Genomic DNA, 13,054 nt, shown 5'->3' on the forward strand with positions numbered 1-13,054 from the left:
CGACAAATCGTAAAAGGAGGTTACTGGTATATATAGGCAACTTTCTGCAATTTAACGAATATATAACGACAATTTATACAAAAGACTCTTTGCACAAACCGGATTGGAGGCTTAATCTGCATGTCTAATGCCATCAAACAAATTATTACGCACATTGTCGAGGTTCCGCTAACCCATACCTGGGAAATTTCCCTGTATTCGGCAACAACAAGACAGCACGCTATTGTCGAGGTGATTCTGGAGAGCGGTATTCGCGGGTACGGCGAATCCTCCCCTTCTCCGGCATTTATGGGAGAAACCGCGGAAACGGTCAAATTGGTGAACGATCGGTATCTGGCTCCGCCTCTGATCGGATTGCCGGTTGACGAGATTGCGTGCGCGCATGCGAAAATGAATCAAGCCATTTACGGGAATTCCGCCGCGAAATCGGCGATCGACATCGCCCTCCACGATGCGTGGGGCCAAACCTTGAATCAACCGCTGTATAAATTAATTGGCGGAACCGCGCGCGAATCCGTCCCGTTAACGTACGTCGTAGGCATCAAAAGCAACCGGGATGCTTACGAGGAAGCGATGAAGCGAATCCACGAAGGCTTCGGCGTCGTCAAAATCAAAGTCGGCAGAGATCCGAAGAGAGACATCGAGCTCGTCAGCCTGATCCGCAAAGCCATTGCAGATTCCGGCAAACCGGCCAAGCTGCGCCTCGACGCCAATCAAGGGTACGACGTCCCGACCGCCATCCGGGTAATTCGTGAAATCGAGGAAACCGGCGAAGTGGAATGCGTCGAGCAGCCGGTCCGAAAATGGAACATGCTTGGGGTCAAAGAAATTCGCGATAAAGTGAAGACGCCGATCATGATCGACGAAGCCGTATTCGGACCGGAAGACGCCATGACCGCCATTAAACTCGGGATCGCCGATGTGATCAATCTGAAGGTTTGTAAAGTCGGGGGCATCTATCAATCGAAAAAAATCGCCGCGATGGCGGAAGCCGCCGGAATGACGTGTACGGTCGGCAGCAATCTGGAATTAGGCATCGGCATTGCCGCAAGCGCTCACTTTGTAACCGGTACGCCCGTCGTCACGTATCCGAGCGATTTCATCTGTGGAGCGTATCTGCACGAGCACGATCTCTTGAAAACGCCGATTCAACAATTTGTGGCCGAGGGGCACATCCGCGTCACAGCCAAACCCGGATTGGGAATTGATGTCCGGACAGACTTGCTAAAACAACAATGAAAACGAAGAGGTGATGGCGTTGAACATTTCGATGGAGCGTTTGCAGCAGGACCTGAACAAGTATGCGGAATTCGGACGCGATGCGAACGGAGGTATGACCAGGCCGAGCTTTTGCCCGGCCGATTTCGAAGTTCGGGAAATATTCGTGCGGCAGCTCGAAGCAATGGGGCTGACGGTGACGATCGACGGGGCAGCCAACATTTGGGGCACGCTGAAAGGAAACGGGCAAAAACAAGGAGCCCTTGTGATCGGCTCTCATCTGGACACCGTTCCGAACGGCGGAAAATACGACGGCGCTTTAGGCGTATTGCTGGCCAAGGAAATTATCCGGACGATCATGGACCATAAGGTCAGCCTCGACCACGATCTGGAGATCGTTTCGTTTACCGCCGAAGAGCCGAACGACTTTAACCTTTCCACGATGGGAAGCCGCTGTTTTACGGGGAAGCTTTCACCTGATCATTTGAAAGAGGTTACAGATTCGCAAGGCTATCGGTTGGCAGAGGCTTTCCTTCAAGCCGGCGGAGGACTTGATAAATTCCCGGAAATGAAAACGCTTCAAAAAGATAAAAAAGCCTATATTGAGCTGCACATCGAGCAAGGCAAGCGCTTGGCCGCAAACAACATGCCGGTGGCGTCCGTAGATAAAATTGTCGGAATTTACCGCGACAAGATCACAGTGATCGGCGAAGCCAATCATTCCGGCACCACCATGATGGAGCATCGCTGCGATGCGCTGACGGCGGCCGCGGAATTGATCCTGATGGCCGAGAACGCCGCCAGAAACGATGAAGGGGACACGGTGTGCACGGTCGGAAAGCTGGATGTGATCCCGAATGCGGCCAATATTATCCCCGGTAAGGTGGAATTTATCCTTGAGGTGCGGGGAGAAACCCGCGAAGACATCAGGCGCGTCGTTGCAGCCATTAAACAAGCATGGAAAAACGTGGAGAGCAAACGTCAGATCCAAATCAAAGAGCAAAACATCCTCGATCAAGCCCCCGTCCGATTGGACGAAGAGGTCGTCGCTCTGATCGAACAAGCGGCAAGCGACAGAAACGCGCCCTTCCTGCGGCTCGCGAGCATGGCCGGACACGACGCCAGCCATATGGCCGATATTTGCAAGGCTGCCATGATCTTTGTCAAAAGCCCGAATGGAAAAAGCCATTGCCCGGAAGAATACAGCACATGGGAAGATATTGAAATTGCCGGAAACGTCATGCTGGACGCCGTCTTGAAGGCCGATCGACACCTGGGTTAAAGCATACAACAAGGGAGGTTTTTATCTATGATCCAAAGCCCTTCTCTTCTCGGACTGGTTCCCCTGCTCTTATTTATCGGTTTAATTTTCATCCGATGGAACCCCATCGCGGCCATTGGCACCTCCATCATCGTGGGAGCCCTTATGAGCGGCGCAAGCTTAATGGATGTCGCTACCGTCATCGGCAAAAACGGGATGGCCGATTTTATCGCCTATATCGGCCTTGTCATCTTGGCCGGCGGCGGCTTGGGAAAAATCGCCGAAAAGACAGGCGTCGCCCGCAACATCGTACGCTTTATCATGAACAACGTCGGGATCAACACGCCGAACAAAGCGATGATCAGCACCATGATCGCTTCCTCCCTGCTGGCCGCTCTATTAGGTACGCTGGCCGGGGCCAACGCAATCGTCGCTCCCGTCCTGATCCCGGTGGTAGCTGCAGCCGGCCTGTCCTCCAGCGTCGTGGCCATCCTGTTCCACGGCGCGGCCGCAGCCGGGTTATTGCTTGGACCTTTCACTCCGCCTATGGTAACCTTAATGGAGCTGACAGGTTTAACCTATGCCCAGGTGCTTCTCCATGCAGGACTTCCTGTCGCCGTCATTATATGGGTCGTCACCTTTGTCTACAGCAAGCGAATCCTGAAGAAGACTCTGCTTTTGCATCCGTATTCCGATGACGACATCAGCGCGTTCCAGCAAGAAGAACAGCCCGATGCCAGGACGCGAAAAATTACGACCCAGGCTACCGTCGCCTTTCTCATCACCTTGCTCGGTTCCATTGCCTACGGAATTGCGATCAAAGGAGGGTCTACGTTTACCATCGTCGTCATCTTATTAACGGCGCTGATTACCGGACTCGTCGGAAGGCTAACTCCCAATCAAATTGCCGATACCTTTGTCGAAGGTGCCAAACCGCTTCTGTGGATCTTTATCCAGTTTATCTTGTTTACACCCTTCATCTACTTCACTGAAAAAATGGGCGGCTTCGAAGCCCTCAAAAATTTGCTGCTTCCTTACGTAGAGCACGGCGGACAAACGACGATGATCATTTTGAGCACACTCGTGAACATCACCGGTATTCCGGGAGCCGCGGTAGCGCATTCTATTCTCATGCATAAGATGTTCCTCCCTACCGTCACGGATCTGGCTATTCCGATGCCGGTCTGGGTGCTCGCTCTCTTGGTCGGCTCGCAAATGCCGTTCTTCTTGTACCCGACCGGGGATGCGCTCGGCTCTATGGGATTGGCCCGTTCCAAAGACCTGAAAAATGTAATCGTTTTCGGTGTCGTCGTGACCGCTGCCGTCTTTTTATTCATTGTCGTGCGCGCGCTCTTCTTATAACTAAATGGAGTGATGATCGCTATGAACTTTAACCAGCTTGAAGCTACCATACGCCAAGCCGCCTCTTCGGTAGAAGGCAAAGCGGGAATTGCCGTCGACACGGCCGAGGGGCAAATTCACATCCATGCGGACGAGCCGTTCCCTTCCGCCAGCTTGATTAAAATTCCCATTCTGCTGGAAGCCTATCGGCAAGCGCAAGAAGGCAGGCTTGATCTGCATCAGCCTTATGCCGTTCCTTCCGGGGAGCGCGTGGGCGGAACAGGCGTGATTCATCAATTATCCGGCGCGCTGCGCCTGTCTTTGCAGGATCTCATGGCCTTAATGATTATCGTTTCGGACAATACCGCGACGAATATGATTATCGATCTGATCGGCATGGGGACCGTGAACAAGCTATCGGACGGTCTGGGATGCGGCGCAACCGTTCTGGGCCGGAAAATGCTCGATTTCCAAGCCAAACGGAACGAGAAAGACAACTTCACCTCAGCCCGCGATATGATTATTTTCCTCAAGGAAATCGTCGGCGGAAGCACCTTGAAGCAAGAGGCTAAAGACGCCGCGCTGCAGTTGCTGCGGAATCAGCAGTTTAATGCGAAATTGCCTGCCCGGATAATCGGCGGCTTTTCGATGGACAAGCCGGTGCTTGCCCACAAAACGGGCGAGCTGCCCGGAACGGAGCATGATGCGGGCATCCTTCAGGTGAACGGCAAAACCGCCTACATCGCCGTCCTCACCACCGATCTGGTTGACAATCTTCCCGCGCAGCAGGTAATATCAACAATTGGGAAGGCCGTTTTTGATTATTTAAACGAATAGTTCATTCTTAAGCCCCTGGAATTCTCAGGGGTGTTTTGACTATATGGCGATACGATTTGGAGGATGGGGCATGGTGATCAAAATTGCCGTTATCGGGTCTGAAAAAATGGCGGATAAAGTACTCCGCTTAAACAGCCATGCCAACGTGCAAATCCGCTCGCTCATTTATGACAAGCCGGAAGAGAGCGCCAAGCTGGTCAAGATGGCGCAAAATGACGACGTCCTGTTTTTCACGGGCCCTTTTCCGTATTTTTTCGCTAAGGACGAGATTGAGAAACAGGGGATTCCCGCCGTTTATATCCCGCTGGACGAGCTGGTGTTTACCATTTCGCTCTATTACATCAGGGACACGCTCTGCATTCATCCGGACCGGTTATCGATCGATATCCCTTACCAAGAGGTCGTCCTGCATGTGTTGGACGAGCTGAATATCGACGCCGCCCGGATTTATATTAAAGAGCACGAGCATTATCGTACCGACGAGATTGTAAAGTTTCACCACGAGCAATGGAAGGCCGGAAACGTCGATTTTGTGTTGACCTCCGTCCAATCCGTGCATAAAAAGCTGGAACAATTAGGCATCCCCAGCTTTCGCATGATCATTCCGAAAAAAAATATTCTAGACACGCTTCAGCACGCCGTCGCCAAGGGAGAACTGCTGTTAAGCCAAGCGTCCCAGATTGCTGCGGGCATCGTTCAAATCGACTATCCTGATGATGCGCAGGCCGCGGATACGGAACTGCATGCCAAGCTGCATGAGCTGCTGCTGGACTTGGGGAAAAAGATGAATGCTTCGGTGAAACGCATCGACGACCGCACGTTTATGATTTACGGAACGAGAGGCGGCATCCGGCAAATCACCGGAAATTACCACGTATTTCCTATTCTGGATCAGTTGAAACCGTTCACGCAGGCCAGCATCCGCTTCGGCTTCGGTTTCGGCGTCACGGCACTCGAATCGGAAGAGCACGCACAAATCGGCTTATATCATGCCAAGAAGCATGCGGGCCACGGCGCGTACATCGTTACCGAGAATAAAAAGGTCATCGGGCCGTTACATCATAAAACGACCAAAACCTTTCAGCTTCAAAGCGATGATGAGCACATCCTAACGGTTGCCAAGCAAACCGGGATCAGCGTTTCCAGCATTACCAAAATCATCGATTTTATCCATCTGCGTCACAACCGGATTTTTTCGGCGTCCGATCTGGCTGACTATCTGCAATTAAGCAAACGGAGCGCCGAACGCCTATTGAAGAAGCTGGTTGATAGCGGCTATGCCGAAATATCGGGCGAGGAGCAGCCGTACCAGAAGGGCAGACCGCGGGCCTTGTATAAAATTTTGCTGTGACCCTTGATATCGCTGAAAAAAAAGCCAAGCCCGAACTAAGTTCGGCTTGGCTTTTTCGACGATCCCCCGCTCCAAAGCGCCTTCAGCTTGTGCGCCGAAAGCTTCGGCTGGCGGTCGCGCGTAAACACGCCCTTGCGGTTGACAACGACCCGCGAAGGGGTCTGGCTTGTCTTAAAATCGGCAAACGACCATACGTGAGCTCCGATCGTGTATGGTTTTTGCCGGATGATTTCATACTGCCGGGTAACCATCTCCGCCTGATATTCCTCGGAAAACACCTCCGGCGGGTCCACGTGCACACCGGCGACGGCGTCCGCTCCGAACTCCGTCACGATCACCGGCTTGCCGAGAACCTCGTAGCAGCGGTCCAGCTTCTCGCTCAGGATGCGGCAGCCTTCGTCCAACCGTCCGGCCTGCTCGTACCAGCCGTGATACCGGTTGAGGCTGACAAAATCGTAATGCTTCAGCGCGACGTCCTTCTCCACATCGACGCAATTGACAATCGTAATCGGCCGCGTACCGTCCAGCGATTTCGCATGGCTGTACAGCGCTTCATAGAATGCATCCGCCTCCGGAGCCAACGTATCTCCTTCGTTCGCCAAGCTCCAGGCGATAACGCACGGGTGGTTGACATCGCGTTCGATCATTTCCGTGATCACCCGTTTCGCTTTATTCAGAATGGTAGTTCCCTGATAATGGCTGCGGACGAAGCCGACGAAAGGCGTTTCGCCAATCACCAATAGGCCGTGCTTATCCGCATAGCTCAGAAATTCGTCGCTGTACGGATAATGCGACGTGCGGACCGAGTTCGCTCCGATCCAGTTCAGCAGGTTGAAATCTTTGGCGATGACCGCGGGAGAGATGCCCTTGCCCAGTACCGGGAAATCCTCGTGCATGCCGAAGCCGGTGAGAAATACAGGTTTGCCGTTCAGCAAAAGCTCGGTGCCCCGAATCGACACGGTCCGGATGCCGAACGTTTGCACGTACTGATCGATCACTTGTCCATCCCCGTCCGTCAAGCGGACCTCCAATTCATACAGGAAGGGGTCCTCCGGACACCACAGTCTTGCCGCGGGAACGGTGAAGTCAACATCAACCGAAGGCCCGTCCGTTCCAATCTCCACGGACGAACGGCATTGCGTGCCCCGAATGCTAACGGTGCAAGCACCTTCGAAGCCTTCGCTTAGACCGACATGGGCTTTAACTTTGCCCTCCGTTCCATCGATCTCCGTCGTGATCCGAATGTCGCTGACAAAGGACATCGGAGTCGTAAACAGCGTCACCGAACGATGAATGCCGCCGTAAGGGAAAAAGTCATAGTAGTTGTTCGGATACTGTCCTTTGAATCCGACAATCTGTTCGTCCTCCACGTCTCCCGGCGGAAGACGGTCGGCCGCGATAGCGGCGTCTACCCGGATCGTAATCCGGTTCGGGCCGTCCCAGTGGACATGGTCGGTAATCTCGAACACGAACGGAAGATGAGCGCCTTCATGCTGGCCGACTTCTGTCCCGTTGACCCACACGGTCGACAAGTAATTGGCCGAGCCGACGCGCAGCCAGATCCGTTCCGAGCGAAGCTGTCGGGAAAGCTCTATCTCCCGCTCATACCAGCCCGTGCCGAAAAAGTACATCAAATCCTGAAATTGCTCGTTCCAGCTGGCCGGTACTCCGATTTCCCTGTCGGCCGGCAGTTGAAGCGGCCATCCCCGTTGTTCCCCGTCGTCGTTAACATCCGGTGCAAACTTCCAAAATCCGTCGAGCGAAATCATCGCTCTGGAACTATTTGATTGTGGATACAGCATACGTAGTGGCTCCCTCCGTCTTCAAAATCATCTCGTGTTGCATTCCTACGAACCATCGTAGCACGGAGCGCCTGCGAAAGATTTGAACGATTTTTACCGGATGTGTACATTATTTTGACTTGTTGGCACGCGGAGGCAAGCTAACGCACGGCGATCTCGTCATAAATCTTATGATGGATGACGATATTCGCATTTTCCGCCGTTTCGGTTACCCGTTTGCCCAACTGCTCTTCGGCGTACTTCCATTTCAGCCGCTCTTGGACATCTTCAAATCGGAGGTCCCCGCCCGGTGTGCGCTCCGTACATTGAAGGACGAATACCGATCCGGCAGTTTCGAATCGTTCGCTGACTTCGCCCGGCTTCAGCTTTCGGACAGCAGCGAACACCTTTTCCTCTTCTTCGCTGCTATCCACAGCATAGGTGGAATCGTCGAAGGTTCTTTCCTTCACCGACGCGTTGACCCCAAGCTGCCGGACAACCGCATCGGCTTCCTTGCCGCCTGCCAGCCCGGATCGGATGCCGTTCATCGTCTCCATCGCGGCGCTTCTTGTTAAGGAACCGGAACTGTCCCCGCTTCCAAACACCAATTCAACGACTTGCGTACGAATACGGTCGGGCTTCTTCAGCTCCCCTTTTTTTCGCATGCTCTCGTAAGCGGCATGCAGCGCCTCATTCGCGGCCTGAGCTTCATGTTTCGCAGCATAATCAAGAAGTTGCCGTTTGACCGTGTCGTGCACGTGGTTGAAATAGGCCATCTCGCTATATTCGCGGGGCCCGAATATAGGCTGGCCCTTTTTCACGGCTTCCGCTCTTCTTTTATTTTCTTCGGTTAACCTCTCTTTAAAGCCTCTGTAGCTGACATCGTCCGTCAGTCCGTATTGCTTGGCCAGAAGCTGCTCCGTCTTTATGATTTTAAGCTTTTCCAGCGTTTTTTTCTTCGCCATCTCCAATGGAATTTCGCCGTTGAAGCTTTTCGTCCAAAATTCCGCACTATCTTGCGCGCCATAGGTTTCATGAAAATATCTGTACACTTCCGCTACGCGATCCTTGAGAACCATTTCAAATTCGCCCAACACAACAGATTCCCCGTTGATCGTCAAAACCTCCGCATAAGCATCGCGGCCGGACCGCTGTCCGAACAAGAAGAACAATAAAACAAGTAGAGCTGCAAGCAGCACAATAACAAGCGGCATCCGTTTCTTCATGTGAAAAGCCTCCTAAAAAACATCAAGGAAATAGCAGAGACTCCGTCATTCCGTGTCATCCAAGCTGCTGCTATTTCCCGATGATCCTGACAATCCCTCGAAGTAAGGGAGGTTATTGCGTTAATACGAGCTGCGGCTTATTGCTCGCGGCCTCTTTGGTATTGAAAGACACGTCTCCCTTCGAGCTGGCCGCGCCTTCGTTCACCAGCAAGAACGACACGAGCTTGTCCGACATCTGGCTGTTCACATAGCTTGTCACATCGAATTCATACCATGTCCCGACGGTATTGCTCATGACAGCGCTGCCGAGGAGCGTTGTGCCCGCCGGAGCGTTGTTCCAGGTGATGCCCGTCTCGCTCCAGCTTTTATCCGCGGTGCCGTATAGTTTGACCGTCCTAGAAGCGTCCGTATTGACGGCCGGGACATACACCTTCACTTTGGCAGAGGCTGCGCTTGAACCGCCAAAGGTTCCGTAATTGAACTTCACATAAGCTTTTCTGGCAAACCCGGACGCATCGGCTTTGACCATCATCGTCGCCTCTGTGCCGTAATTCGTACCCGCGTAAGCTCCGTCCCTGACATAGGAATCGGCCGTTGGCTCATAGCTCACCGAAGGCTGGATCGGACCGCCCGAAGCATACTCGAAAGCGCCGATATCCGGATTGCCGTTGTATAGAGCCGTGCCCCAGAAATCTCTGCCACCGTTATTTGCCACGGGGATTCCGCTGTTAATGAGCGGCGATGTCGGCTGAAGCTTGTAGCCGTTCAACCGGTTCGGATCGTTCATATTGATGTTCGTTTCTCCAGCCCCAGGGTTGACGAGCTGCGGGTCGGCCGTTATTAAACCGGGATGCGACGCGGGACCGTTGATGTCGTCGATGGTTGCCGGGTAGAAGCTGTTGTTTTGGAACACGGCCGACGTGCTCCATGCCTTTTCTGCGAACTTCGTAATCGTTCCGTCCGCTTTAATGATATTGTTATAAAACTTGACCATATTGGAATCGTTATCAAAAACTTGGGTCGTTACGTTAGGTCCCACATAAATGGTATTGTTGTAAATTTCGTTTCCTGGGCTGGTGCTGTGATAGAAGAAGATTTCCTGGCCTGAACGGTAGCCGTCATTTTCACTAATGTTGTACCTGAACTTCAAATTGCTTGCGCTGGGCATGACCAACACGAGCCCGCCGGAGTTATTGTGGCTGTAGTTATACTGGAACACGTCTCCGATGCAATTATTGTCCGAATCGAAGGCTTCCCCGTCGTTGTTGCCGCCGCTTCCGCCATACACTTCGTTAAACTGGACGACGGCTCCCGTCGTATAGTGCGTCCATAGGCCCGCGTAATTGCCGGAAGACGTTTTGCTATGGTTTTTCACCGTGTTGTATTATGCCAAGGCGCCGGACAGCACTTCCGCCAGCACCATGCCGTCTCCCCACACCTCTTCGACGAAGTTGCCCCGGAATACGACATTCGTGCTAATCTTCGGATAGCCGTTGCCCGCATCCGATTTGGTGCGAATACCTTCCTTGGTTACGTTGGCGACATGGTTGTTCTCCACCAGCACATCGTTAAATCCGGCCTGCAAGCCTACCGTAGCTTTCCCGTCTTTGTCGATATGCGTGCCGAAGAAGATGATTCCGCCGCTGTTTTTATTGCCGTTCACATCCGAATTCACATCGTGAACGTAGCAATTTCTCACATAAATATGATTTTTCAAGCCCGGCTGATTGTTGTACACCAGAATACCGGCCCTTGAGGACACAATGGAAGAGCTGAAATTGGTCACTTCAAGGTTATTAATTTCCCAATACTCTTGGTTGTACAGCATGACGGCGCCCGATGTGTTCGCGGGATAGCTCGTGCCCGCTCCGTTCATAATCGGCTTGGCGCCGGTTCCGTAGCTGTCGATCACAATCGGATTCCCGCTTGCTCCCGATCCCTTCGGCCACAATTGGCCGGTCCAGACACTGCCCGATTTGAACAAAATTTTATCGCCCGGCTGAAATGTCGTGCCGTTGACTTTGGCTAATGTCGCCCATGGCGCGGAAGCGCTTGTTCCGGGATTCGTGTCGTTTCCGCCCGCCGAATCCACATAATAAGTCGTTCCGGCCGCATGTGCAGGCTCGGGAGCGACGTACAATACTCCTGCCATGTGAAGCAGTATGGCTATGATAAGGAAGACAGCAAAGCTAGATCTTTTACGGGGAAGGCTCATGATAAAATATTACCCGCCTTTCGTCTAAAATAATTTCCTGCTGTCAGCGAACGCTATGCTCAAGAAAGCGCACTCATTTTCATCCCTCCGTTTCCGTCCGCTAACCCCATAGTATTGGGCATGGCCCTCCCCGAACAGGCACGATTTACACCACTTTTACTCATTTTTTAATCCGTTTGTTCCAAGGTCGGGCACAAGACTGCGGTCTCAGCGTTTCTTTGCCGAACGGTACGCGCTCGGCAAAGCTCCGGTATGGGCCTTAAACAGCTTCGTAAAATAATTTTTGTTCTCGTACGAGAGCATGGCCGCGATCTCTTCGACGGTTTTGTCCGTCCGCTCCAGAAGCTCCTGCGCTTTCTCCATCTTGGTTCGGGTGACGAACTCGACAAAATTTTCTCCGGTCTCGCGTTTAAACAGCCGGCTCAAATAGTTGGGATGGAGGTGCAAGTGCGCGGCCGCCTCCTCAAGGCCGACCCGCTCCTGCCACTTGCTCGCGACAAACCACTGGCATTCCAGCACCTCGCGGCGCTTCGACTCCTTTCTGATCCTTCCGGCGCACTCCACGGCTTGGTTCAGGAAATGTTGAAACCACTCGCCCAGCTCCTGCAGACTGGCCAGTTCCATAACATCATGATGCAGAAGCCCTGAGGAAAAGCTCGTTGGGTTCATCTGGAGAGATTTCAGCCGCAAGCGGATCTCCAGCACGATTTTGAGCATCCATTCCTTCACTTCCACAGGGTGAAACCGGTTTTCACGCATAACTCCCATCCATTGACCGACGGTTGCGGCGATCGAGTCCGTTTTCTCTTGCAGCACAAGCTGCCGGAAATCCTCCAAAGCCGGCACATACTGGGCTAACAGCTCGTCCCCCAAGCCTGCGACGGGCAGCGCCTGCTCCATTCGCCCGACCGATCCGTGCGGCATGTAAAATCGTTCCTTTCCCAGTCCGACGAGCGCCACGAGGTTCTCCTTAAGACGGAACGGCTCCTTGCAAGGCAGTCCGATCAGGAACGAATAAGACACTTTCGCGTATTGAAGCAGGCACTTCTGCTGGGTACGAAGCATCTCCTCCACCCGCTTCCAGCTCCCGATACGATGTTCGGAGCAGAAAGGAAACAACAGCAGCAGCTCCCCCTGCTGGTAAGGGAACACCTCGCAGGCTCCGGTACCGAGCGCTTCAGCCAATACATTCTCGGCCGTATCCCGCAGCAGCTCGGAGGTACGAAACCGCGTGATCGCTTCCCGGGGACGGTCGGGAAAAGCCAGCACAGGCACCCGCTCCCCTCGGGACAAGTCGATCCCGTACTCCTGCGCCCGCTGCTCCCATTCCTTGACATGGAGCAGGGGGCTCTGAATGGTCTGGAGCATGAAGGCTTGCCGAAGCAAGCTGTCGTTCTGCTTCACCTTCGCTTCCATGTCCCGTTTCACGGCTTCGGAGGTTCTCTCCGCATCAAGTGCCCCACTCACCTGCTTCAACAAGTCTCCGATCAGCCCGGCCGTCATCGTTTCCTTCAACACATAATCGGTCACATGAAGCTTGAGCGCTTGCTGCGCATAATCAAATTCATCGTGACACGAGAGGATAACGACCTTGAGCCCCGGATGCAGCGCTCGCATTGCCCGGATCAGCGCCATCCCGTCCATTCCCGGCATCCCGATATCCGTTACCAGAATATCCACTTGCGATGCCCCGGCAGCGGAGAGCGCTTCCTCGGGATCTTGAAAGCAGCCGCCCAACCGGCATTGAACTTCTTCCCATGGCAGCGCTTCCTTCAAATAGTGCAAAACCGGCAGGTCGTCGTCGACAACAAAGACGGTGTACAT

At 53.3% G+C, this 13,054-nt stretch carries 10 protein-coding genes; 5 read left to right on the forward strand and 5 right to left on the reverse strand.

Features of this window, described 5'->3' with window-relative positions; translation table 11 throughout:
- Window positions 1–120 precede the first annotated feature (120 nt).
- From PEL01S_RS04490 to PEL01S_RS04510, 5 genes are all read left to right on the forward strand, one after another.
- Window positions 121–1,239 carry a mandelate racemase/muconate lactonizing enzyme family protein gene (locus PEL01S_RS04490; RefSeq protein ID WP_127459450.1) on the forward strand — a complete coding sequence of 373 codons (1,119 nt, stop codon included), beginning with the start codon at window positions 121–123 and terminating at the stop codon, window positions 1,237–1,239.
- Between the two features lie 13 nt (window positions 1,240–1,252).
- Window positions 1,253–2,500 (forward strand): Zn-dependent hydrolase, encoded by a 1,248-nt coding sequence (locus tag PEL01S_RS04495; RefSeq protein ID WP_127459452.1) that lies wholly within the window; start codon window positions 1,253–1,255, stop codon window positions 2,498–2,500.
- Between the two features lie 27 nt (window positions 2,501–2,527).
- Complete coding sequence (locus tag PEL01S_RS04500; RefSeq protein WP_127459453.1) at window positions 2,528–3,841, forward strand: SLC13 family permease; 1,314 nt, start codon at window positions 2,528–2,530, stop codon at window positions 3,839–3,841.
- Window positions 3,842–3,862: 21 nt separating this feature from the next.
- The gene (locus PEL01S_RS04505) at window positions 3,863–4,657 is read left to right on the forward strand and encodes a serine hydrolase (RefSeq protein WP_163768035.1); all 795 of its coding nucleotides are present in this window, start codon (window positions 3,863–3,865) and stop codon (window positions 4,655–4,657) included.
- A gap of 70 nt (window positions 4,658–4,727) precedes the next feature.
- Complete coding sequence (locus PEL01S_RS04510) at window positions 4,728–6,008, forward strand: transcriptional regulator (protein ID WP_127459457.1); 1,281 nt, start codon at window positions 4,728–4,730, stop codon at window positions 6,006–6,008.
- A gap of 35 nt (window positions 6,009–6,043) precedes the next feature.
- Here PEL01S_RS04510 and uidA read toward each other — a convergent pair whose 3' ends face one another.
- The 5 genes from uidA to PEL01S_RS04535 all read right to left on the reverse strand — a co-directional run bounded on the left by uidA (window position 6,044) and on the right by PEL01S_RS04535 (window position 13,054).
- Window positions 6,044–7,810: a beta-glucuronidase gene (uidA, locus tag PEL01S_RS04515; RefSeq protein ID WP_127459459.1), complete on the reverse strand. Its 1,767-nt coding sequence runs from the start codon at window positions 7,808–7,810 to the stop codon at window positions 6,044–6,046.
- A 140-nt stretch (window positions 7,811–7,950) separates the two neighbouring features.
- Entirely contained in the window at window positions 7,951–9,015 is a 1,065-nt protein-coding gene (locus tag PEL01S_RS04520) for a peptidylprolyl isomerase (protein WP_127459461.1), read from the reverse strand.
- A 112-nt stretch (window positions 9,016–9,127) separates the two neighbouring features.
- Window positions 9,128–10,390 (reverse strand): CBM96 family carbohydrate-binding protein, encoded by a 1,263-nt coding sequence (locus PEL01S_RS04525; RefSeq protein WP_127459463.1) that lies wholly within the window; start codon window positions 10,388–10,390, stop codon window positions 9,128–9,130.
- Window positions 10,391–10,399: 9 nt separating this feature from the next.
- On the reverse strand, window positions 10,400–11,167 hold the full coding sequence (locus PEL01S_RS04530) for a right-handed parallel beta-helix repeat-containing protein (protein ID WP_163768038.1): 768 nt from the start codon (window positions 11,165–11,167) through the stop codon (window positions 10,400–10,402).
- A 270-nt stretch (window positions 11,168–11,437) separates the two neighbouring features.
- Window positions 11,438–13,054, reverse strand: a complete 1,617-nt coding sequence (locus PEL01S_RS04535) for a helix-turn-helix domain-containing protein (RefSeq protein WP_127459467.1) — start codon at window positions 13,052–13,054, stop codon at window positions 11,438–11,440.

Origin of the sequence: Paenibacillus elgii NBRC 100335 (assembly GCF_004000865.1) — a bacterium.
GTDB classification, from domain to species: Bacteria; Bacillota; Bacilli; order Paenibacillales; family NBRC-103111; genus Paenibacillus_G; species Paenibacillus_G elgii.

Excerpts from the sequence above, each read along its gene's own strand:
- PEL01S_RS04490 (WP_127459450.1), top strand. The coding sequence starts at position 121 with ATGTCTAATGCCATCAAACAAATTATTACGCACATTGTCGAGGTTCCG.
- PEL01S_RS04495 (WP_127459452.1), top strand. The coding sequence starts at position 1,253 with ATGGCGTTGAACATTTCGATGGAGCGTTTGCAGCAGGACCTGAACAAG.
- PEL01S_RS04500 (WP_127459453.1), top strand. The coding sequence starts at position 2,528 with ATGATCCAAAGCCCTTCTCTTCTCGGACTGGTTCCCCTGCTCTTATTT.
- PEL01S_RS04505 (WP_163768035.1), top strand. The coding sequence starts at position 3,863 with ATGAACTTTAACCAGCTTGAAGCTACCATACGCCAAGCCGCCTCTTCG.
- PEL01S_RS04510 (WP_127459457.1), top strand. The coding sequence starts at position 4,728 with ATGGTGATCAAAATTGCCGTTATCGGGTCTGAAAAAATGGCGGATAAA.
- uidA (WP_127459459.1), bottom strand. The coding sequence starts at position 7,810 with ATGCTGTATCCACAATCAAATAGTTCCAGAGCGATGATTTCGCTCGAC.
- PEL01S_RS04520 (WP_127459461.1), bottom strand. The coding sequence starts at position 9,015 with ATGAAGAAACGGATGCCGCTTGTTATTGTGCTGCTTGCAGCTCTACTT.
- PEL01S_RS04530 (WP_163768038.1), bottom strand. The coding sequence starts at position 11,167 with ATGGCAGGAGTATTGTACGTCGCTCCCGAGCCTGCACATGCGGCCGGA.
- PEL01S_RS04535 (WP_127459467.1), bottom strand. The coding sequence starts at position 13,054 with ATGTACACCGTCTTTGTTGTCGACGACGACCTGCCGGTTTTGCACTAT.